This window comes from Asticcacaulis tiandongensis (genome assembly GCF_006475605.1).
In the GTDB taxonomy this organism is placed as follows: domain Bacteria; phylum Pseudomonadota; class Alphaproteobacteria; order Caulobacterales; family Caulobacteraceae; genus Asticcacaulis; species Asticcacaulis tiandongensis.
This window is the reverse complement of the sequence record NZ_ML636837.1, coordinates 103,290-125,179: the sequence shown is the minus strand read 5'-3', so window position 1 is coordinate 125,179 and position 21,890 is coordinate 103,290. Positions and strand designations below refer to the sequence as shown.

At 56.8% G+C, this 21,890-nt stretch carries 16 protein-coding genes; 8 read left to right on the top strand and 8 right to left on the bottom strand.

Going from position 1 to position 21,890, the window contains the following annotated elements; genetic code table 11:
* Nucleotides 1–210 precede the first annotated feature (210 nt).
* Entirely contained in the window at nucleotides 211–1,497 is a 1,287-nt protein-coding gene (locus tag E5201_RS00580) for a glycoside hydrolase family 28 protein (protein WP_140984056.1), read from the top strand.
* 215 nt (nucleotides 1,498–1,712) lie between these two features.
* Here the strand turns inward: E5201_RS00580 and E5201_RS00575 are convergent, their stop codons facing one another.
* Together E5201_RS00575 and E5201_RS00570 are read right to left on the bottom strand one after the other, a co-directional pair.
* Entirely contained in the window at nucleotides 1,713–2,120 is a 408-nt protein-coding gene (locus tag E5201_RS00575) for a cupin domain-containing protein (RefSeq protein ID WP_246050342.1), read from the bottom strand.
* 142 nt (nucleotides 2,121–2,262) lie between these two features.
* On the bottom strand, nucleotides 2,263–3,036 hold the full coding sequence (locus tag E5201_RS00570; RefSeq protein WP_219993529.1) for a hypothetical protein: 774 nt from the start codon (nucleotides 3,034–3,036) through the stop codon (nucleotides 2,263–2,265).
* A 93-nt stretch (nucleotides 3,037–3,129) separates the two neighbouring features.
* On the opposite strand from E5201_RS00570, the gene E5201_RS00565 reads away from it, so the two are divergent.
* Nucleotides 3,130–5,259 carry a TonB-dependent receptor domain-containing protein gene (locus tag E5201_RS00565; RefSeq protein WP_140984055.1) on the top strand — a complete coding sequence of 710 codons (2,130 nt, stop codon included), beginning with the start codon at nucleotides 3,130–3,132 and terminating at the stop codon, nucleotides 5,257–5,259.
* A 119-nt stretch (nucleotides 5,260–5,378) separates the two neighbouring features.
* Nucleotides 5,379–5,885, top strand: coding sequence for an A24 family peptidase (locus E5201_RS00560; RefSeq protein WP_140984054.1), 507 nt, complete (start codon nucleotides 5,379–5,381; stop codon nucleotides 5,883–5,885).
* Between the two features lies 1 nt (nucleotide 5,886).
* On the opposite strand, the gene E5201_RS00555 is transcribed toward E5201_RS00560, so the two are convergent.
* From E5201_RS00555 to E5201_RS00535, 5 genes are all read right to left on the bottom strand, one after another.
* Nucleotides 5,887–7,431: a family 43 glycosylhydrolase gene (locus tag E5201_RS00555; RefSeq protein ID WP_140984053.1), complete on the bottom strand. Its 1,545-nt coding sequence runs from the start codon at nucleotides 7,429–7,431 to the stop codon at nucleotides 5,887–5,889.
* Nucleotides 7,432–7,532: 101 nt separating this feature from the next.
* Nucleotides 7,533–8,366: a TIGR03915 family putative DNA repair protein gene (locus E5201_RS00550; protein WP_140984052.1), complete on the bottom strand. Its 834-nt coding sequence runs from the start codon at nucleotides 8,364–8,366 to the stop codon at nucleotides 7,533–7,535.
* Nucleotides 8,363–9,595, bottom strand: a complete 1,233-nt coding sequence (locus tag E5201_RS00545) for a putative DNA modification/repair radical SAM protein (RefSeq protein WP_140984051.1) — start codon at nucleotides 9,593–9,595, stop codon at nucleotides 8,363–8,365. The genes E5201_RS00550 and E5201_RS00545 overlap by 4 nt, the downstream gene beginning before the upstream one ends.
* A 62-nt stretch (nucleotides 9,596–9,657) precedes the next feature.
* The gene (locus E5201_RS00540; protein WP_140984050.1) at nucleotides 9,658–10,467 is read right to left on the bottom strand and encodes a class I SAM-dependent methyltransferase; all 810 of its coding nucleotides are present in this window, start codon (nucleotides 10,465–10,467) and stop codon (nucleotides 9,658–9,660) included.
* 15 nt (nucleotides 10,468–10,482) lie between these two features.
* Nucleotides 10,483–11,025 (bottom strand): protoglobin domain-containing protein, encoded by a 543-nt coding sequence (locus E5201_RS00535; RefSeq protein ID WP_140984049.1) that lies wholly within the window; start codon nucleotides 11,023–11,025, stop codon nucleotides 10,483–10,485.
* 194 nt (nucleotides 11,026–11,219) lie between these two features.
* Here E5201_RS00535 and E5201_RS00530 point away from each other — a divergent pair, with 194 nt between their 5' ends.
* Entirely contained in the window at nucleotides 11,220–12,359 is a 1,140-nt protein-coding gene (locus E5201_RS00530) for a serine hydrolase domain-containing protein (RefSeq protein WP_140984048.1), read from the top strand.
* 42 nt (nucleotides 12,360–12,401) lie between these two features.
* On the opposite strand, the gene E5201_RS00525 is transcribed toward E5201_RS00530, so the two are convergent.
* Nucleotides 12,402–13,829 (bottom strand): aldehyde dehydrogenase family protein, encoded by a 1,428-nt coding sequence (locus tag E5201_RS00525; protein ID WP_140984047.1) that lies wholly within the window; start codon nucleotides 13,827–13,829, stop codon nucleotides 12,402–12,404.
* Between the two features lie 273 nt (nucleotides 13,830–14,102).
* Between E5201_RS00525 and E5201_RS00520 the strand changes: the two genes are divergently transcribed.
* The 4 genes from E5201_RS00520 (at nucleotide 14,103) to gltB (ending at nucleotide 21,861) form a co-directional block, all read left to right on the top strand.
* A complete protein-coding gene (locus E5201_RS00520) occupies nucleotides 14,103–15,254 on the top strand; it encodes a DegT/DnrJ/EryC1/StrS family aminotransferase (protein WP_140984046.1) in 1,152 nt (383 codons plus the stop codon).
* Between the two features lie 223 nt (nucleotides 15,255–15,477).
* A complete protein-coding gene (locus E5201_RS00515; RefSeq protein WP_140984045.1) occupies nucleotides 15,478–15,711 on the top strand; it encodes a hypothetical protein in 234 nt (77 codons plus the stop codon).
* Between the two features lie 196 nt (nucleotides 15,712–15,907).
* A complete protein-coding gene (locus E5201_RS00510; RefSeq protein ID WP_140984044.1) occupies nucleotides 15,908–17,356 on the top strand; it encodes an NAD(P)-dependent oxidoreductase in 1,449 nt (482 codons plus the stop codon).
* Nucleotides 17,353–21,861 carry a glutamate synthase large subunit gene (gene gltB / locus E5201_RS00505; protein WP_140984043.1) on the top strand — a complete coding sequence of 1,503 codons (4,509 nt, stop codon included), beginning with the start codon at nucleotides 17,353–17,355 and terminating at the stop codon, nucleotides 21,859–21,861. The genes E5201_RS00510 and gltB overlap by 4 nt, the downstream gene beginning before the upstream one ends.
* Nucleotides 21,862–21,890: the final 29 nt, after the last annotated feature.

Below are 21,890 nucleotides of genomic sequence, written 5' to 3'. Positions count from 1 at the left end.
ACCTTAATGCCGCCGCCGTCTGTATATTTTACGCGTCGCTCTTTTTTTCTCGCGACCTGTGTTGCGCGCCTCTTCTCAGCAGGCGTCCCCAAGGCAAGCGGTTTCAGCCGCAGAATATGAATAACCTGAAACTTTTCCCGTCAGGCAGCGGTAAGCCCCAAAACTGACTGCGGGCTGAGTGCAAACAAGAACATAACAGGAGTAAATGCCATGACCCACACCTTGACACGCCGTGTTTTTACCGCCGCGACCCTCGTCGGAACCGTGAGTGCCGGCCTGGCGCAGGCCGCGCCGGGCCGACGGATTTCCATTGCTGATCGGGGCGCGGTTGCGGATGACCATACGGTCAATACAGGTGCCATTCAGTCCGTCATTGACGCATTGGCGGCCGACGGCGGCGGCACGGTCGTTATTCCCGCAGGCACGTTTGTTTCAGGTGCATTGTTCCTTAAGCCCGGCGTCAATCTGCATCTGGATAAGGGAGCGGTGCTTAAGTGTTCAACCGATCTCAGTCACTTCCCGCCGCAACGCACCCGCATCGAAGGTCATTTTGCGCCCGCCTTCAATCCGGCCCTGATCAATGCCGATGCTTGTCATGGCCTGAAAATAACCGGTGAGGGGACGTTTGACGGCGATGGCAGACCCATATGGGATAAGTTCTGGGCCTTAAGAAACGCTGCCCCTGATCCGGGTAATTTCCCCAATCTGGGGGTGCCGCGCGCCCGTCTGGCGCTGATCGAGAATGCGCGTAACGTCACCATTGAAGGGGTGACGTTCAAGGACTCACAGTTCTGGAATCTGCACCTTTATAAATGCAGCCACGTGACGGTACGTAATGCCCGTTTTGAAGTGCCTGATGACTACAAACAGGCCCCGAGTACAGACGGGATCGACCTCGACAGTTGTCAGAACATCACAATTGACGGCTGTTATTTCTCCGTGACTGACGACTGCATTGCCGCCAAGGGTACCAAGGGGCCACACGCCCTTTCGGACACCTCCAGTCCTCCCGTTGAGCATATTCGTATCCGCAACTGTACATTCAAACGCGGCCATGGCGTCTTTACCTGCGGCAGCGAGGCGACACTGGTGCGTGATGTCGTTGTCGAAAACTGTCGGGTCATAGGCGGTATTAATATTCTGGTGCTGAAACTCCGGCCCGATACGCCTCAGACCTATGAGGACATTACGCTACGCAACATGACGCTCGATGCTGAAGGCGGCTCAATCATTACGGTGCGACCCTGGTCGCAATATTTCGATCTCAAGGGCGAAGTGCCACCGCAATCGCGGGTCCGTCGTGTGACCTTAAGTGGCTTCAAGGGACGTTACGGCAGTTTCGGTTCCATCCGTCCCAATCCCGGCCAGACCACCATCAGCGACATCTCTCTGAAAAATATTGATCTGCAACTGAAGCTGCCTAATCTGGAAGTCGAGGCGGTAACCGGTTTACGCGCAGAAAATGTCAGGGTGAATGGTAAGGCGGTGCAGTTTTAAGGATTGGAATGCCATGGCCATTGCAAAACCCGAATTACAAGCCGTCTCGTACCCTGAAATGTGGGCAAAATTTGAGCCTCAAGCTACGTATATGGGTATTATATAGACGATGTAGTTGGGTTAAGAGATGGCGACCTGGTAAAACAACTCATTCCTTACACCAACACCCGTATAGAGAGCGACCAACTGTGTCCTATATGAAGCCCGGTACCTGATCAGGGTCTGCGTTCAGCCAAAGGGTAGGAAATGATCAGGCTCAGAGGTTCGTCACCTATCTGTCTGATGCCGACATTGGCACCGGTATAAAGATAGGCGGCCATGCCTTCGGTCAGTATCTGTGTCTGCCCGTCAGAGCTCACTTCGCCAGTGCCTGACAGCACGTAATAGACCTCGTCATGGTCAATGACATGAAGGCCTATGGCGCCGTCCTTATGGATGATGCGCTTGCGAAATTCCATGTTGCGCTTAGGGGCCTGATCGCTGATGCGGTAGGCGGTACTGTTGCCGATTTTGCCGTGCGGATTAGCCTCGGTTGTCTCAATGGCTTTTTCATCAATGACAACCATGGGCGGGAGGGCGGCCATGGCCATAACCGTCAGGCAGGCGAGCGCGGTGTTTATCATTTGGCACCTTCGGGAGAAAAAACGGCGTAGGGTGAACATAACCCATAAGCGTTCAGTGTGCCACTGGGTATCCATGTTCGTAAGGTATGGATGAGATCCTATGCCCTGACATTTGATATGGTTTTAAGGGGGCAGAAAACGGTCATGGGCATATGGGGCGACAGGCGATCACATAGTCAGCCCCATATCTTAGGCCGTTTTCTGCGCGGCATAGACGCAACCCTTTTTCGCGCAGGGCTTCGATTTCGTCCGATAGCGCTGCCGCAAGGCTTGGGTTGCGCAGTTTTGGCAGGCGACGCACGGCCATATCAAGCTGGCCGTTTACCCACTTTTCCTTATAGCGGTTGGGGAATCTCTGGGCCGACATGATTTCAAAACCAGCGTCAGTAGCGGCATTAATCACCCATTCGGCCGGATATTCACGGTAAGGGCTTTCATCCGCCAGCAGCAGGCAGGAATCCCTCAATCGGCCAATGTCACGCACCATTTGTCCGGCCTCAGTGCTGACCTCTCCGACAATATAGGGATCAAGCCCCACTATATAGAGGCGTTGCCCGACATGCGGCGTCAGTCTGCGGAAAATCTGTGACTGGAAATAGGGGGCAAAGCCTTCGATGGCCCCAACCAGATAATCGGCGATTACCGTGTCGAACACTTCGCCAGATAACAGGGTGTCATCCTGCCAGTTGCCAACCATAAGCCGGTCCTGCGGGCGCATGGCTTGACCGACCGCTGCGCGCACCTGACGTGCGTGACCTTCTGCGCCTGTAATGGCAACCCAGTCGGTGGTCTCAAGTGCTCTGGCCCAAAGGGCTGAATTGACTCCTGTGCCCGCATCGAGAAACCGGCCCCAAGGCGCATCGCCTTGCAAGGTTTCGATATGGCGAAAGAGAGCAGAGACAGGCGCAGCAGACATCAGAACATAATTCCTTGAATCGTGAGGACAGGGGTTGAGTGATGTAATGTTATAATATAATAGCTGGCCAAATCATAACAGGAGCCTCAAGCCATGTCACGCAAGCTTATTCTTTTTGCCGCCGTCAGTCTGTCGGCCCTCGCCAGTGTCAGCCTGATTACCCCCGCAACGGCGGATCAGATCGAATACGGCGCCGATGGCACTATCGAGGAAATCATTGTCACCGCAGACCCCTTGAGGCGTTCGGACGGTAGCCTGATGTCGAGCGTGGCCGTGTTGCGTGGCGACCGTCTGGCCCAAAGACGTCAGGCCACACTTGGGGAAACGCTTAGCGGATTACCGGGCATCAGTTCGGATACGTTCGGGGGTGGCGCCAGCCGTCCGGTCATTCGCGGTCAGACGGCACCACGCGTCAAGGTGCTGAGCGATGGCGTGACCTTGCTCGATGCGTCTGACATTTCGCCCGATCACGCGGTATCGGGCGAAACCCTTTTGCTGGACGGGATTGAGATCCTGCGTGGGCCAAGCGCCCTGATCTATGGCGGCGGGGCCATTGGCGGAGCGGTCAATATGGTGGATCGTAAAATCCCGACGGCAATACCGGAAAAAGGCTTTGCCGGTGAGGCTGAACTGCGTTTCGGAAGCGCAGACAAGGAACGGGCCGGTGTTGCCGGTGTGACCATAGGTTCTGGTGCCTTTGCCCTGAGGCTCGAGGGGGCCAAATGGGATACAAAGGATTACAAATTACCTTTCTACACGCCGTCAGGACATGAAGAAGCGGATCATGACCACGACCATGATCATGACCATGACCATGCGCACGAAGCCGAGGGCTTTGACCGTCTGGCGGGTTCGTTCAACAAAACCCAGACCGCAACGATTGGCGGTTCATGGATCGGTAGCCGTGGCTATCTGGGGGCGGCCTACACGGAAAAGCGCAGCGATTACGGCCTGCCCGGTCATAGCCATGAATATGAAAGCTGCCACCCGCACGGCTCAAGTCTGCATTGCGGTGGCCATGATCACGACGGGGATGACCACGATCACGACCATGATCATGGCGATGAAAAACATGTGCCGGTCGTTGACCTCCTGAGCAAGCGCATCGATGTGCGTGGTGAGTTGCGTGAACCTTTTGGTGGTGTTGAGGTTATTCGCCTGCGGGGCGGTTTCACCGACTATCGCCACGATGAAGTCGATCTGGGTGAGATCATCACCCGCTTCACCAATAAGGGACACGATATTCGCCTTGAGGCCCAGCATAAGTCCATCGGCGGTTTCCGTGGCGTGATTGGCTTGCAGAACTCGGATAATGATTTCAAGGCCACAGGCACCGAGGCCTTCATCCCTGAAAGCAATACCCGCAATACCGCCCTGTTTGTGCTGGAGGAATATGTCTGGGGGGATTTGCGTTTTGAAGGCGCTGTGCGTCAGGAATGGCAAAAAGCCAGAGCACGGGGCCGTGCAGACACCGAACATAAGCCGTTTTCAGCCTCGGTATCGGCAAGCTGGGCTTTCCAGCCGGGCTATAGTCTGGCGGTGTCGCTTAGCCGTTCGCAGCGTGCGCCGCATGTTCAAGAACTCTATGCGCGGGGCATTCATCTGGCGACCAATACGTTTGAACTGGGAACGGCGACACTGGAGGAAGAAACGGCAAAATCGGTCGAACTGACCCTGAAAAAGACATCAGGTGACACAACCTTTTTCGCCAGCGCCTACCGGTATGATTATGACGGCTATATCTATGCCCGCACGCTGGATACACATGAGGACTTCCGTCTGATACGTTATACGCAGGACGACGCCCGTTTTACCGGCTTTGAAGGGCAGGTGCGTCACGCCTTTACGCCGGGTGTTTCGGTTACGCTTTTCGGCGATTATGTCCGTGGAAAGCTGAATAAGGGTGAGAATCTGCCGCGTATAGCGCCCGGTCGTATCGGGCTGCGCAGCGATATCTATCAGGGCGCATGGTCTGGTAATGTGGAATATATCCGTGTCGCCCGACAAAAACATGCCAGCGACTACGAAGCGCAAACCGCAGCTTATGACATGGTCAATGCGACCCTGGCATATGATTTTGGTACGGGGGCGTTCAGCAATCAGGTGTTTGTGCGTGGCACCAATCTGCTGGATGAACTGGCGATCAACCATACCTCATTCATCTCACGACTGGCGCCTCTCAGAGGACGCAATATCGTGGTGGGTATCCGCACACGGTTCTGAGTGCGGTTTGACGGCACCGGCGCGGCAAAAGCCGTACCGGTGCTTTTTAATGTGCACCTCTTAGGGCGATAGCAAGGTTTGTTGGGTAAAGGTGAGGTAAATCCAAAACGGAACGCCTCATGACCCTGCCTCTTTTGTTTGCGCTCATTTTTCCGGCCTGCCTGATCTGGGCGGCGGTCAGTGACCTGACCACCATGACCATCCCCAACAAGCTGTCGATCATACTGGCGGTGATGTTTGTGCCGGTGGCGGTGATGCTCAAGCCTGATCTGATGTTCATTGCCGAGCATCTGGGGATTGGGGTGCTGGCGTTTGTGCTGGGGATCGTCGCCTTTGCCCTGAGGTTTATGGGCGGGGGTGATGCCAAGCTGATTGCCGCCACGGCCCTGTGGTTCCACTTTCAGGGCTTTCTGGTGTTTCTGGCCTATGTGGCGCTGGCGGGCGGGGCTCTGACGATCCTGCTTCTGGTCGCGCGACAATTCCTGCAAATCTTTACGCCGGTCATGCCGGCATGGCTTCAGAAGTTGCTGGAGCCAAAGGGGGATATTCCTTACGGTATTGCCATCTGCGCGGGTGGCCTGCTGGCCATCCCGCACAGTAATCTGTATCCGCTACTGGGCTTGTAAATCACTCGACATAGGGCCAGCCATCGGCATCAAATGCCAGATAGTTCAGGCCCAGTCTGGGGAAGCCGTTTTCTGTGCCGTTGTAATAATGATAGGTCAGGACGACCTTGTTATCGTTGGTTTTCAGCACGCTCTGGCCGCCGGGGCCATGAATATTGCCATGGGTACTGAGCAGAATAGTGCCGCCGCCGTCTTTCAGATCAAGGCCGCCCCGATCAAGATAGGGGCCGGTTGGGCTTGTCGAACGCCCGACCACGATGCGGTAGCGGCTGTTGAGGCCCGAGCAGCAGACATTAATCGAGGCGAAGTAGTAATAATACTGCGTGCCGCCAACGGTGTGCGGGAAGATGAACGGGCCTTCGATACCGGCAGGGCGTTTAACGATGTTGGTCATATCCGTCCCCAGTCTCAGACCCGTGGCGGGGTCAAGCTCAAGGATATGCAGGCCGTCTTCCCACGAACCAAAGGTCATCCACCAGCGCCCGTCAGCATCTATGAAGGGGGCGGGGTCAATGGCGTTCCATGTCGTGGTACAGCCGGTAGTACGTCCGCAGGAGGAAATGATTTCACCCGCATCCGTCCAGGGCCCGGTCGGTGACGGGCCGGTCGCCAGCGCAATCAAGGCCTGCGCTCCCTGATTGGTCGTGTTGTTCGATGGCGTCTGATAGATCGGGATCGAGTAGTAGTGATAATAGGTGCCGTTGGCATAGAGCAGGCCCGGTGCCCAGAGATCGGTTCGCCCGCCGGTGTCGGTGGTGTTTTTGGTCTTCCACCACGCAAAATCAGGATCAATGGCCCGCGTATTGGCAGTAAAATTGATCATGTCCGTCGAACTTGAGAGCGTATTGTGCGTGCCATAGAGCCAGTATTTTCCGGCGGCATCCTGAATCATATGCGGGTCATGTACAGCCGTGCCCCCGCCCGTAACATTTAAGGGCAGGGGATAGGCTGCATGAGTTGTCTGAGTAATTTCCCACTCCTGACAGGTGCAGGCGGCATTGCGAGCGGCCTGTTTGATGAGACTTGTTGTATCAGATTGCAGGTAAAGACCGCTTTTGACGTTACGGATCAGATACCGGTTATTGCCCAGCGCATAGAATTGCCACAGGTGATCATTGGTGCCGTTATCGGCCCATTGCACGGCCTCGGCACCGGCCTCATTAGAGGCATTCACTATGCCCATGACCTGATGGGTCAGCATATTCTCCAGATTATACTGACTGTCCGGCATAGGTATGGCATGCCAGTGCGTGTGTTTGCCTGTGGTATCAGTGCTTTGGGAAATACGGGCACCTGATGTCTGGCTCTGGTTTTCGATTCCGAGATACTGACCGCTCTGGATGTTTTTGATCCTGAGCTGATAGGTAAAATTAATGGAGCTCAGGGTGCCATTGACCGGTGCGCTGCTGCTTGAGGACGCACCGCCACCCCCGCTGCTTCCGCCGCCGCCACCACCGCCGCCGCAACTGCTCAGGCTTACCGCCAACAGAGTCAGACAACAGGCAGCCACCCTTAGTGTGGCCGATTTAGGCGTAAGCTTAGGCATGAAGTGCTCCCCGTCAGGCGCTGATTTTTATATTTATAATGTCGGACAAATTATCCGTCGCGCACCCTAACCCCACTGTGTGAAACCTGTCAAGGCAATGGTCAGGTGGATCGCGCCTTGTTCAGGCGCTGGTGAAAACGAGGCGGGGTTTGATTCAGGGTCTGATTATTCATTTCCTGTACGCGCTTATCCGCATCGCGGATCAGTTGCGGGATCAGGTCGGCTTCGGGCAGGTTCTTCCAGTATTTCTTGGGCATTTCCGACTGCATCATTTTGACCTTGAGGCGCGCTGGATTGAAAATATTGGCAAAATAGGTTCGCCAGAGATCATCCGTCTCATCAACTATATCGGGGCGGGTTTGGGGCTGATCATTAAAATGCAGGCTCTGACCATCCCATGCCGCCGAGCCTTTGGGCGTGGCGATAATCCAGTCCATATCGGTAAAGCGACGCTGAAAAAACGGCGCGGTACGGCGGATGATATAATGATCCGGTTCAAACCAGGCGACGAACCTACGGCGTGCCCCTTCGCCGTCCATTTCCTTGAAGCGCACAAAGGCTTTCATCTTATGGCAATCGCGGTCAACGGATTTAACAAGCTGATGCGACTGACACATATCTGCGTCTGTCACCTGCGCCAGCAGATTGCGCTCACGCTGCAAACGCCACAACAAGCGATAGGCCAGCGAAAACCGTGCGGGATTATTGTGGCACAAAAGCCTTTCGGCCAATGTCAGGAAAGCCCTGGGCACAGACAAGGTACCGGTAACCGCGCGGGGCGGTGCTGACGGGGCGGCAAACAGATCGTCCGTATATTCGTAATCGCAGCCCCATTCGATATCGCGTGGCTCAGCCCCTTGTAAAATAAGGCTTCGCGCCGCCTGTCGCCAGTCGTCGAAATGGCCTGCCCCTGAAAGCCTGACACGGTGGATCATAGCAGGGCCAGTTGCTCAGGCGGCGGGTTGAACATCTCACGCAGATCGGCCCGATCAATGAGCGACACCGGTGCCCAGCCGGAGGCGCTGATAAAGGCCTTGACCTTTTTCACCGATACCTTGAGCCGCGCCAGATCTTCCAGCCCCAGTCTTTTGTGCTTGCGCGCCTTGAGGATGGAGAGAACCGTCTTTACCCCTAATCCGGGGACGCGCAGCAAAAGCTCCTTGTCGGCGCTGTTTATGTCCACCGGAAAACGCGCGCGATTAGCCAGCGCCCAGGACAGTTTGGGGTCAATATCCAGTTCAAGCATCCCGTCCGGCTGGCTGGCCGTGATTTCATCGATATTGAACCCGTAAAACCGGTAAAGCCAGTCGGCCTGATAAAGCCGGTGCTCACGCATCAGCGGCGGTCTGATCAGCGGCAAGGCCTGAGAGGCATCGGGAATAGGACTGAAGGCCGAATAATAGACGCGGCGCAGGCGATAACCGGAATAAAGACCGGCGCTGGTATTCAGGATCGTGGCATCCGATGCCTTATCCGCGCCTATAATCATTTGTGTGCTCTGTCCCGCAGGGACAAAGCGTTTGCGGCGTCTGGATTTCAGGGTCGGCTCATGCGCCTCATCAATTTTGGTTTTAAGCTCACCCATGGAGCGCCGGATATTGGCCGGATGTTTCTGGGGGGCGAATTTTTCAACACCCGCATCTGTCGGCAGTTCGATATTGATCGACAGGCGGTCGGCAAACAATCCGGCCTCCTCGATCAGGTGCGCCGAAGCTTCGGGGATGGTTTTCAGATGGATATAGCCGCGGAACCCGTGCTTCAGCCGCAAATCTTTGGCGATGCGCACCATCTGTTCCATGGTGTAATCGGAATTCTGGATAATGCCTGACGACAAAAACAGGCCTTCGATATAGTTGCGGCGGTAAAATTCGAGCGTCAGCCACACCACCTCATCCGGTGTAAATCGCGCACGCGCCACATTGGAAGATGACCGGTTGATGCAATAGGCGCAGTCATAGATGCAGAAATTGGTCATCAAAATCTTGAGCAGCGATATGCAGCGACCGTCCGGCGCATAGGCGTGACAAATGCCTGAGCCTTCGGTTGAACCCAGGCCGCCGGATTTCAAAGAGTTGCGCTTAGTCGTCCCTGAGGAGGCGCAGGACGCGTCATATTTCGCGGCGTCAGAAAGGATGGCCAGACGGTCTTTGAGTGATTTTGCCATTTGTTCATGGTATGTTCACTTCGCCGTCTGGTCAATCCTTATTTTAAACCCGTCAGTAAGGCCTATTTCAGGGGCTTACGGAATTTCAGGGTCATACGGTCGGATTCGCCAATGGCATCATATTTCGCGCGGTCGAAATTAGGGGCGGGTTGCTCGCCACGCGCGGCACTTGAACGTACCGGTGGCAGGGTCCAAACGCCAAACGGATGATCACGTGTATCCTTGGGGTTGGCATTGATTTCCGACCGGCCTTCGAGAACGAAACCGGCCTTTTGTGCGGCTTCGATGACATAGGATTCCGGTACATAGCCGCTGCCCGCCTTGGGGTCAGCCCCTTCGGCGGCACGGTGCTGTTCGACCGCCAGAATACCGCCCGGTTTCAGCGTATCAAAAGCTGCCTTAAGATAATGATCGGTCACACCATCGCGTCTGGCCCAGTTATGGAAGGCACGGGCAATCAACACCAGATCGGCAGTATTGGCGGGCAGTTCGCTGACTTCGCCGGTCAGGCTATAGGCCTTAACCTTGCCGTAACGCGCTTCATCGGCCACAGCCGCGTAAAAGGCGGGGTCTGCGCCATTATTAATGGCCGCAATATAGGTGCCGCCGGTGTTTTTGGCGTAGGGTGCCAGTATCTGCGTCCACCAGCCGCCATTGCCCGGATAGAATTCGACTATCGTCTGGTTGGGCCCAAGACCCCAGAAGGTCAGGGCTTCGGCCGGATGGCGATACACATCGCGCGCCTTATCGGTCTCAGAACGCCAGCTACCGTCTATGGCGGCGCGCAACTCAGGCGACGGGGCTTCGGCCACTGCGCTCACAGGCAGGGCGCACACACAGGCAAGGGTAACGGCAGACAACAGGCGTTTCATGGTGGGGTTTCTCCGTCAGATGAATATGCTGTTTGAGCGCTCAACATAGACCGTGATGGCGCATTCCATGTCGTACATCAGAACACGTGTCAGGTCTTTCATCAAGGTAAACTGATCCGCAGGGCCTGCTTCGGGGAAGGTGGCGTCATAACGAAGCGCAACAAGATCGGCCAGCGCGATCAGCATGACATTATAAAAGGCGATATAGAGCTTGGGCGGAACCCCCACATTATAGTGGGTTTCACCGATGCGCATCACTTCCTCGGCATAGGCCTCATCAAACTGCGCTTCGGTCAGGCGTTGCCAGTGACGTGTCTGAACGACCTTCATGAATGCTATGTGCTCATCATCGCGAAAGAAGCGGCGGGTTTCTTCAAAATCACCGATGCGACGGTAAAACCTGTCAAGCGCCTCAGGCACGACAGACAGCAGGAAAGCGCCGTGGCTGCGAATATTTTCACAAACCTCAGGGGTCAGTCCATAGAGCCTGAGCCGTTCGCTACCAATGAGCGGGTCATGGGTGTGGAAGGGCTGAGCGAAGGGATCGTGATGGATCATGATAAGCGTTCCAAAAGGTAATGGTAGCGATGGGCGGTTTGGCCGTCTCACGCGCTCAGCATATCAGCGGGTATTTTGCCAAAGGTTTACTGGGCGCGGGGCGGGCGCTTATGTCGCACCTGACGGTTGAACCGTTCAAGCCGCGCTCTTATAACAGAAGCGATCGCAGTCCTTTTTTTTGAGAAAATCCGCCCATGCCCGATATCCAAGGTTACGCCCCCGACCGCTTTTCTGCGGTGAAAGACCGGTTTGCGCAGAATTTCATCGAGGGACCGGACGGCTTAACCGAAGTCGGTGCCCGCTTTACGGTGGTGCAGGACGGTGAGGTTATTCTGGATGTATGGGGCGGGCAGACGAGCCGCAAAGCCGATGCTGCCCCGTTCACCGATAAGACCCTGACGCCGATATTTTCCTCGACCAAGGCCATTACGGCTCTGATGATTGCGCGGCTGGTTGATCAGGGAAGGCTGGATTACAATGCGCCTGTGTCTGGTATCTGGCCGGAATTTTCTCAGGCGGGCAAGGATGCGATCACGCTCGGGCAACTGATTTCCCATCAGGGCGGCCTGTCAGGCTTCTCTCCTCCGATTGATCCGACGACATGGTTTGATGTTGACGCGACCCTTGACGCCCTGTGCGCGCAGGCCCCTTTGTGGACGCCGGGCGAGGGATCGGGGTATCATCCGATAACGGTCGGCTATTTGATGGGGGAGATATTCCGCCGCGCCGATGGGCGCTCATTAGGTACGGCCTTGCGCGAAGACATAGCTCAACCCTTCGGTCTTGATTTGATGATCGGCACCCCCGATAGCGAGGCCCACCGGATTGCGGAAATGCAAAAACCGACCGCAGCCCCTAATCTCGGGACGATTGATGCCATCAAAAAGGCGGCCTTTTTTGACAAGGGGTCTTCACCGGCGGGTAAGGGCAACGAAGACTGGCGACGGATGGAAATTCCGTCAACCAATGGCCATGCGACCGCAGAGGCACTGGCGAAATATATGAATATCATCGCTACCGGCGGGGTGATTGGCGGAACACGGGTGATTTCCGAAGCGACCTTAACGGAGGCGTCGCGTGAACGAACCTATGGGCCGGATAAGGTGCTGCCCTTTACCCTGTCTTGGGCGGCGGGCTTCCTGCGGAATCGTGGGATAGATATTTATGGGCCGAATGAGAATGCCGTTGGCCATTCCGGCTGGGGCGGGTCATGCCTGTTCGCCGATCCTGAGCGCAAGCTGTCGGCGGCCTATGTGATGACGCGACAGTCGCCCTATCTGATTGGTGATCCGCGTCCGGTTGGCCTGATTGAGGCCCTGTACGCGGGGCTGTAAAGTTTTCCCTCTCCCCTGAGGGGAGAGGGAAGGGTTTAGTTATCAGGCAGACGTATAGGCGGTCTTGACGATGGTGTAGAATTCCTTGGCATAGGCGCCTTGTTCACGTGAACCGTAGGACGAGGCTTTGCGGCCACCGAACGGAACGTGATAATCAACACCGGCGGTCGGCAGATTGACCATGACCATACCGGCTTCCGAACGACGCTTGAAGGTTTCAGCCGACTTCAGCGAGGTGGTGATGATGCCCGCTGACAGACCAAATTCGGTGTCGTTGGCAACCTTGATGGCTTCTTCGAGGTCTTTGACGCGAATGACCGAAGCCACCGGCCCGAAGACTTCATCCTTGTTGATGCGCATGTCCGGTGTCGTTTTATCGATCAGGGTTGGCGCATAATAATAGCCCGGTGTGCCGAAGGTCAGGTCTTCGCCACCCGACAGGATCTCAGCACCATCTTCGCGGGCCTTGGCGACGGCGTCACGGGCGATATCCAGTTGTTCCTGAGAGGCGATCGGCCCCATCTGAACGCCATCGGCGCGGCTGTCGCCGACCTTGATGGCCTTTGCGGCTTTTGCCAGTTCGGCAACGAACTGATCGGCAATGCCTTCGGTGACGATGATGCGCGACGAGGCCGTGCAGCGGTGACCGCTTGAGAAGAAGGCTGAGTTGAGGATCGAGTTAACCGCAACATTGAGGTCAGCGTCATCCAGAACGATGACAGGGTTCTTACCGCCCATTTCGGCCTGAATGCGCTTGCCCTTGGCAACGGCCTGATCACGCACGCGGGTGCCGGTTGGCACCGAACCGGTAAAGGAAATGGCATCCGTGCCGTCGATGAGCAGCGGGCCGGCAACCGAACCACGGGCGAAGACCACGTTCAGCACGCCCTTGGGCAGACCGGCGCGGTTCAGAATATCCGCCAGTTCCCAGGCGCAGCCCGGTGTCAGTTCGGCAGGCTTACAAACGACGGTGTTACCAAAAGCGATGGCCGGCGCCATTTTCCATGCCGGAATAGCAATAGGGAAGTTCCACGGGCAGATCAGGCCTACGACGCCGACCGGCTCACGCGTGATCTCGACCTTGACGCCCGGACGGACGGAATCGAGCACTTCGCCGTGGGCGCGCAGGGCTTCACCGGCGAAATATTTGAAGATGTGACCGGCGCGGGTAACTTCGCCAATACCTTCGGCAAGGGTCTTGCCTTCTTCGCGCGACAGGAGCGCACCCAGTTCGGCCTTACGGTTGAGGATTTCCGTACCGGCATTGTCGAGCACGTCAAAACGTTGCTGGGGTGTGGAATACTGCCATGTCTTCAGCGCTTCACGAGCGGCGGCAATAGCGGCCTTGACTTCGGCCTCACCGGCCTTGGAGTAGACGCCGATGATATCATTGGTGTCGGACGGGTTGAGGTTGTTGAAGGTTTCACCTGTTTCGACCCATTCGCCGTTAATCAGATTGCCGTAAACCAAGGTATCTCTCCTGTCGATAATAGAAATGTTAGCGCTAACGTGGCGCGCATATGACGCAAATACGCCGCGAAATTCAAGCCCGCTTTTTCGCGCGCGACCTGAACGTAAAAACCATTGCCGCATATATAGGTTTATGTCGGACAATATCAATTAATTAGTCTGTGTGTGCGGCATATTTCATACTTATGAAACTTTGGGTAATGCCTTTTGAGATGCGCAGGCGACATTAGGCGACTAAAGGCGAAATAGACACAGTTCCGTAAAGGTAAATTCATGGCCATTCCTTTCATCGATCTTGGGGCACAACGCGAACGCATTGGCGCGGCCATTGAGGCGGGCGTTAAGCGGGTTCTTGATCACGGCGCCTATATTATGGGGCCTGAGGTCAAACGCTTTGAGGCCGATCTGGCCAGCTTTGCGCAATCGAAACACGCCCTGTCCTGTGCCAACGGAACCGATGCCATCGAGCTTATCCTGCTGGCGCTTGGGGTCGGAGAGGGCGATGCGGTGTTTGTGCCGTCCTTTACCTTTGTCGCCACCGCCGAAGTAGTGCCAATGACGCGCGCTGAACCAGTATTTGTCGATATCGACGCTAAAACCTACAATATCGATCCGGTGAAACTTGAGGCGGCCATTGAGGTGGTGATCAAGGAAGGCCGTCTGAAGCCTGCGGCGATCATTGCCGTTGATCTGTTTGGCCAACCCGCTGACTATCCGGCGATTGCGAAGATTGCCGAAAAATATGGTTTGCCGGTGGTATCTGATGCGGCACAAGGGTTTGGCGGCACGATTGACGGCAAGCAATCGCTCAACTGGGCCAAGGCAACGGCCACCAGCTTCTATCCGGCCAAGCCCTTGGGTTGTTATGGCGATGGCGGCGCGGTAGTCACCAATGATGAGGCGCTTCTCGATCGTCTGATTTCCTATCGCGTTCATGGCGGGGCGACCGCTGCGGATGCGGCGAACTTTGCCCACGAAGCCAAGTATCTTAATGTGCGTATCGGCATGAATTCGCGTCTGGATACGATTCAGGCAGCGGTGCTGGTGGAAAAGCTGGCCATCTTTGCCGAAGAGATCGAACTGCGTCAGGCGGTCGCCAGACGTTATAATGCGGGCCTTGAAGGCTTCGTCACAAGCGTACCCTATGTGAAGGCGGGTTTTATCTCGACCTGGGCGCAATACACCATCGAGCATGAGAACCGTGACGGCCTGCAAGCCGCCTTACGCGATAAGGGTATTCCGTCGGCGGTCTATTATCCCATCCCCCTGCACCAGCAGCCGGGCTATGCGGCCTTTACCTCTGGCCCACGTGATCTTTCGGTGTCCGAAGCCAAGTCAAAAACCGTCATCAGCCTGCCGTTCAGCCCTTACCTGAGTGCTGAAACACAGGACGAAATCATCTCAGCCGTCAAGGCATTTGCCTGATTTTTCAAATATATGCGCGAAAGTTCGCAACAGGTTGAAAAGTGTTTTGTTCATTTTTTCGGCGTTAAACGCAAAAAACACGTGCAATTCTGTAAATTTTCGCGCACATAGCGCCAATACGGGAAAAGTGTGTCGAACGTCACGCCAGCGATCAAAAGCGGTGAAGGATGTTTCGGGCGCAAACCTCGTGTTGTTACAACTGAAACGGTTAAGTACGCAATTCATGGCCCTGCCGCTGACTACAGTAACGATTAGCCCGATGGTGCAGGCGGTAATTACCGCCCGTAAATCCGCCGGTGTGCGTCGTATTGTGGCCCGCGATATCAGCCTGAATGCGATTACCGCCTTTGTCACTCTGCTGGTCGGCAAGATTATTATCGGGCTCAATGTGGGCACGAAGCAGGACACAGAGCGACCCGCCTCCAAACGCATCAGCCAGATTATTATTCACGCATAAGCGTGTCTGGTTCCTGGAGCGTAGGGGCGAACCGTTTCCGGCAGCGCGGGCGGTTTCTCCTGTAAACTTCACATAACAATAAACTGATTATTTCGCGCTGCCACACTGTGGTATCAATTGCAACCAGACCGACGGGCGTGCCTTTCAGACGTCTCGTCTGTAAAAGGTCTGGAAGCCCGAACAGAAGGGTTACGACATGGCGCTGGAGACGAACCGTTTCGTCGTTGAAGTCAGAAAAACACCGCAAAAGGCGGATGCGAAGGCTCGCATTACCAACTTTGGCGAAATTTATTCGGATTTCAAACCGGATCAGGCGTCCACGCAGGCATCGCGCTGCGCGCAATGTGGTGTGCCGTTCTGTCAGTCGGGCTGTCCTTTGCAGAACAATATTCCTGACTGGCTGCGCCTGACCGCTGAAGGCCGCTATCAGCAGGCCTATGAGTTGTCTTCAGCGACCTCGGCCTTGCCGGAAATCTGTGGCCGCATCTGTCCGCAGGATCGTCTGTGTGAAGGTTCCTGTGTACTTGAGCAATCAGGCTGGGAAAACGTCACCATCGGGGCGGTTGAGCGCTTCCTTGGGGACATGGCCTTTGAAAACGGCTGGATCGAGCCGATCCGTCCGGCCATAGAGCGCGACCAGAGCGTCGGCATCATCGGGGCGGGGCCTGCGGGCATCGCAGCGGCTGATCGTCTGCGCACGCAGGGCTATAAGGTCACCATCTATGACCGCTATGACCGTGCGGGCGGGCTTCTGACCTATGGTATCCCGTCCTTCAAGCTGGAAAAGGACGTGGTCGCCCGTCGGGTTGACCGCCTCAAGGCCTCAGGTGTCGAATTCGTCTCTAACTGCGATATCGGCGAAGATGTAGCCTTTGAGGACCTGCGCGAAAAGCATGACGCCATCCTGATTGCGACCGGCGTTTATAAGACCCGTCGCCTGAGCGTGCCGGGCTGCGGCTCCAAGGGCGTGGTGGTTGCGCTGGATTACCTGACCATGGCCAACCGTCAGGGTTTTGGCTATGAGGCCGATCCGGTGTCCGAAGCCCACCTCAATGCCGCAGGCAAGCACGTTGTGGTTATCGGCGGTGGTGACACGGCCATGGACTGCGTGCGTACCGCGACGCGTCAGGGCGCGAAGTCAGTGTCCTGCGTTTATCGCCGTGACCGCGCCAACATGCCGGGCTCGGAACGCGAAGTCTATAATGCCGAGGAAGAAGGCGTCAGCTTTGAATGGCTGGCGGCCCCCAAGGCGGTTATGGGCGATGCCGATAATGTGACGGCCTTGCGCATTCAGCGCATGCGCCTGACGACACCGGATGCCCACGGGCGTCAGGGTATCGAAGATATCCCCGGTGCCGAAGCTGATCTTCCGGCTGATCTGATTATCGAAGCGCTTGGCTTTGAGCCTGAGAACATTCCGGTGATGTTCAACCAGCCGGAACTGGAAATCAGCCAGTGGGGCACCATCAAGGTGCAGGCCGGTGAATTCCAGACCTACGTACCGGGTGTCTTTGCCGCCGGTGACATCGTGCGTGGCGCGTCACTGGTCGTCTGGGCCGTGCGCGAAGGTCAGGATGCCGCTGCTGACATCCATTACTATATCCAATCCCAACTCTCCGCGTCCGCTCTGGAGGCTGCTCAATGACATCTGCTTACGAACTCTATCATCGCAACCGCCGTAACCTGATCGAAGGCCATGCCTATGATCCGGCGTCAGAAATCGATGCCTGTGGCGTGGGTGTAGTCTGCTCGATTGATGGCAGCGCCCGTCGCGACGTGGTTGAGCTGGCGATCAAGGCGCTTAAGGCCCTGTTTCACCGTGGTGCGGTTGATGCCGACGGTAAGTCAGGCGACGGTGCAGGCATCATGCTCAGCGTGCCGCAGGACTTTTTCCGTGAGCAGGTCCGCAATATCGGTCACACCCCGCGTCCCGGCCCGGTTCTGGTCGGTCAGGTCTTTTTGCCGCGCTCGGATATCGGCGCGCAGGAAGCGGCCCGTACCATTGTTGAATCGGAAATCCTGCGTTCGGGTTTCTATCTCTATGGCTGGCGTCAGGCCCCGGTTGATGTAAGCCATCTGGGGACACGCGCCAATTCGACGCGTCCGGAAATCGAACAGATCATGATGGCGGCCCCTGACGGGCTTGAGGGCGAGGCGCTGGAACGCGCCATGTTCCTCTGCCGTCGCCGCATCGAAAAGCGTGTCGAGGAAGCGAACCTCGATTGCTACCTTTGTTCGTTCTCGTCGCGCACCCTGATCTATAAGGGCATGTTCCGCGCCGAGCTGGTCGATGATTTTTATCTTGATCTGAAAGACCCGCGCTTCGTTTCCAACGTCGCCGTGTTCCACCAGCGCTTCTCGACCAATACCTTCCCTGAGTGGCGTCTGGCCCAGCCGTTCCGCATGCTGGCCCACAACGGGGAAATCAACACCCTGCGCGGTAACGTCAACTGGATGAAGTCGCATGAAATCCGCATGGCGGCGGCGACCTTCGGTGACAGCGCTGCGGACGTTAAGCCGGTCATTCAGCCGCGTGGTTCGGATTCGGCAGCGCTTGATAACGTCTATGAATTGGTAGTGCGTGCCGGTCGTTCGGCCCCCATGGCCAAGGCGCTTCTGGTGCCCGAAGCCTGGTCGAAGCACACTGAAACCCTGTCGGAAAGCCACCGGGCGCTCTATGCCTATTGTAACGCGGTGATGGAGCCGTGGGACGGCCCGGCAGCCCTTTGTGCCACCGACGGTCATTGGGTGGTTGCCGGTAAGGACCGCAATGGTCTGCGTCCGCTGCGGGTTACCGAAACCCATGATGGTCTGCTGATTGTCGGTTCCGAAGCCGGTATGACCGGCGTGGCCGATGAGCGTGTATCCAAGCGTTCAATGATCGCACCGGGCCGCATGATCGCCGTCGATCTTGAGGCCGGCAAGCTCTATTCGGAAACCGAAATCCTCGACACCCTGTCGGCCAAGCACGACTTCACCGGCTGGCTTCAGAACATCATCGAACTGGAAACGGTTATCGAGGATGGCCCAGAGCCGCGCCGTTATGATGGCGAGGAACTCGATCGTCGTCAGATCGCCGGTGGCCACACCCTTGAGGATATTGATACCGTTCTTGATGCCATGGCCAAGGACGGCAAGGAAGCCATTGGCTCGATGGGCGATGATACGCCTCTGGCTGTGCTTTCGGAAAAGTGGCGTCCGCTGTCGCACTTCTTCCGTCAGAACTTCGCGCAGGTTACCAACCCGCCGATCGATCCGCTGCGTGAAGAATCGGGCATGAGCCTGAAAACACGCTTCAAGAACCTCGGCAATATTCTGGCCGAAGACGAAGCCCAGACCAATGTGCTGGTTATGGAAAGCCCGTTCATGACCACGGGCATGTATGAGCGCCTGATCGCCATGGATACGGTCGGCAAGGTCGCGACGCTTGATTGCACCTTCCCGCTGCCGGAAGACGACGCGAAGGCAGGCAAGGGTCTGCGTGTGGCGCTCGACTCCCTGCGTGACGAAGCCGTGGTCGCGGTCGAAGGCGGCGCCAGCATGATCGTGCTGACCGATGAAGCCTCTAACGCTGAACGCATGCGCGTACCGGCCATTCTGGCCGCTGCGGGCGTCCATGCGCGTCTGGTGCAAAAGGGTCTGCGCTCTTTCGTGTCGATCATTGTCCGGTCTTCCGAAGCCATGGATTCGCACAGCTTTGCGGTTCTGGTCGGTGTGGGGGCCACGGCGGTCAACCCCTATCTGTCGCTTGAGCTGTTGCAGGCGCGTCATGCGCAGGGCCGTTATGGTCAGATGCCGGTCACCAAGGTTATCGGCAACTACAAAAAGTCCATCGAGGCGGGTCTGCTCAAGATCCTCGCCAAGAAGGGCATCTCGGTTATCTCAAGCTATCGCGGTGGCTATGAGTTCGAGGCGCTGGGCCTGTCGCGGGCGCTGGTGGCTGAATTCTTCCCCGGCGTGACCTCGCGCATTTCCGGTATTGGTCTGGCCGGTATCGAGACCAAGCTGCGTGACCTGCACCTGACGGCGTGGGCCTCAAAGACACCGGCTATCCCCATCGGCGGTTTCTATAAGTTCCGCGCCAGTGGTGAGACTCACTATTATCAGCCGAAGCTGATCCACCTGTTGCAGGATGCGACCACACGCGGTGACTATAAGGTCTATAAGACCTATTCCGATCTGGTCGGCAAGATTCTGAAAACCGCCCCGACGGCACCACGCGATCTGCTGGACTGGGCACCGAAGAACAAGCCTGTGCCGCTCGATGAGGTCGAATCGGTCAACGAAATCCGCAAGCGTTTCGTGACGCCGGGCATGTCTTTGGGCGCGCTCAGCCCCGAAGCGCATGAGACGCTGAATATCGCCATGAACCGCATTGGTGCGCGTTCGGTGTCGGGTGAGGGCGGGGAAGACCCTGAACGCTATGTCCGCCGTCCAAACGGCGACAACCCGAACTCGGCCATCAAGCAGATTGCTTCGGGTCGTTTCGGCGTTACGGCAGAATATCTCAATCAGTGCCGTGAAGTCGAAATCAAGGTCGCACAGGGTGCCAAGCCCGGTGAGGGTGGCCAGCTTCCGGGCTTCAAGGTCACTGAATTCATAGCCCGTATGCGTCACTCGACGCCGGGCGTGGGCCTGATCTCGCCACCGCCGCACCATGACATCTATTCGATCGAAGATCTGGCGCAGCTGATCTATGACATCAAGCAGATCAACCCTGACTGCCGTGTCACGGTTAAGCTGGTGTCGCAATCGGGTATCGGCGCGGTGGCTGCCGGTGTTGCCAAGGCCAAGGCCGATGCGATTCTGGTGTCGGGCAATGTCGGCGGCACGGGGGCATCGCCGCTGACCTCGATCAAATTCGCCGGTCTGCCGTTTGAAATCGGTCTCAGCGAAGCCCATCAGGTGCTGACGCTGAATAACCTGCGTGGCCAGATTCGTCTGCGTTCGGACGGTGGTATGAAGACCGGCCGTGACATCGTGATTGCCGCCATGCTCGGGGCCGAGGAATTCGGTATCGGCACGACCTCGCTGATCGCAGTGGGTTGTCTGATGGTGCGTCAGTGCCAGTCGAACACCTGTCCGGTCGGTGTCTGCGTACAGGACGAGCGTCTGCGCGCCAAGTTCACCGGCACGCCGGAAAAGGTCATCAACCTGTTCACCTTCATCGCCGAAGAAGTGCGTGAAATTCTGGCGGCCATGGGTCTGCGTTCGCTGGATGAGGCGGTTGGTCGTACCGACCTGCTGCGTCAGGTGTCACGCGGCGGTGCGCACCTCGATGACCTTGATCTCAACCCGCTTCTAGTGCGTGTCGAGCGTGATCCGGCGGCACCGGTGACGCTGGCGCACGAAATCAACGAAGTGGCCGATACGCTTGACGCACAGATCGTCAAGGATGCCGGCCCGCTGATCGAGCGCGGTGAGAAGATGTCCCTGACCTATGAGGTGCGCAACACCATGCGCGCCGTGGGAACACGCACCTCGTCTATGCTGGTGCGCAAGTTTGGCGATAAGCTGGCCGATAGCCATCTGACGCTGCAACTGCGCGGCTCAGCCGGTCAATCGCTTGGGGCCTTTGCTGTCAAGGGGCTGCATATTGACCTGATCGGTGAGTCCAATGACTATGTTGGCAAGGGCCTGTCTGGGGCGAAGATCGTTATTCGCCCGCGTGTCTGGCAGGAGAAACAAGCGCTGGCGGGTAACACCATTCTGTATGGGGCGACCTCCGGTAAGCTGTTTATCGCCGGTTCGGTTGGCGAACGCTTCGCGGTGCGTAACTCAGGAGCCACCACGGTCATCGAAGGCGCAGGGGCTAATGCCTGCGAATATATGACCGGCGGTAAGGTGATCATCCTTGGGTCTGTCGGCGGTAACTTCGGTGCCGGTATGACCGGTGGGGTTGCCTATGTCTGGGACCCAGAGGGCACACTGGGCCATCACATCAACCCAGAAGGCATTACCTTGCGCGCCGTGCCCGATGCCGATCAGGGCGAACTGTATGACCTGATTGCCGAGCATCTGGCCACCACACAGTCACCACGCGCCAAGGCGCTTCTGGATGATTGGGAAAACACACTGGCCGCTTTCGTTCAGGTCATGCCGAACGAAATACTGGCCATTCAGGCCAAACGTCAGGCCAGCGTTGCCTAAAATAAAAACCCCGCTTCATAACGAAGCGG

Excerpts from the sequence above, each read along its gene's own strand:
- E5201_RS00580 (WP_140984056.1), top strand. The coding sequence starts at position 211 with ATGACCCACACCTTGACACGCCGTGTTTTTACCGCCGCGACCCTCGTC.
- E5201_RS00575 (WP_246050342.1), bottom strand. The coding sequence starts at position 2,120 with ATGATAAACACCGCGCTCGCCTGCCTGACGGTTATGGCCATGGCCGCC.
- E5201_RS00570 (WP_219993529.1), bottom strand. The coding sequence starts at position 3,036 with ATGTCTGCTGCGCCTGTCTCTGCTCTCTTTCGCCATATCGAAACCTTG.
- E5201_RS00565 (WP_140984055.1), top strand. The coding sequence starts at position 3,130 with ATGTCACGCAAGCTTATTCTTTTTGCCGCCGTCAGTCTGTCGGCCCTC.
- E5201_RS00560 (WP_140984054.1), top strand. The coding sequence starts at position 5,379 with ATGACCCTGCCTCTTTTGTTTGCGCTCATTTTTCCGGCCTGCCTGATC.
- E5201_RS00555 (WP_140984053.1), bottom strand. The coding sequence starts at position 7,431 with ATGCCTAAGCTTACGCCTAAATCGGCCACACTAAGGGTGGCTGCCTGT.
- E5201_RS00550 (WP_140984052.1), bottom strand. The coding sequence starts at position 8,366 with ATGATCCACCGTGTCAGGCTTTCAGGGGCAGGCCATTTCGACGACTGG.
- E5201_RS00545 (WP_140984051.1), bottom strand. The coding sequence starts at position 9,595 with ATGGCAAAATCACTCAAAGACCGTCTGGCCATCCTTTCTGACGCCGCG.
- E5201_RS00540 (WP_140984050.1), bottom strand. The coding sequence starts at position 10,467 with ATGAAACGCCTGTTGTCTGCCGTTACCCTTGCCTGTGTGTGCGCCCTG.
- E5201_RS00535 (WP_140984049.1), bottom strand. The coding sequence starts at position 11,025 with ATGATCCATCACGATCCCTTCGCTCAGCCCTTCCACACCCATGACCCG.
- E5201_RS00530 (WP_140984048.1), top strand. The coding sequence starts at position 11,220 with ATGCCCGATATCCAAGGTTACGCCCCCGACCGCTTTTCTGCGGTGAAA.
- E5201_RS00520 (WP_140984046.1), top strand. The coding sequence starts at position 14,103 with ATGGCCATTCCTTTCATCGATCTTGGGGCACAACGCGAACGCATTGGC.
- E5201_RS00515 (WP_140984045.1), top strand. The coding sequence starts at position 15,478 with ATGGCCCTGCCGCTGACTACAGTAACGATTAGCCCGATGGTGCAGGCG.
- E5201_RS00510 (WP_140984044.1), top strand. The coding sequence starts at position 15,908 with ATGGCGCTGGAGACGAACCGTTTCGTCGTTGAAGTCAGAAAAACACCG.
- gltB (WP_140984043.1), top strand. The coding sequence starts at position 17,353 with ATGACATCTGCTTACGAACTCTATCATCGCAACCGCCGTAACCTGATC.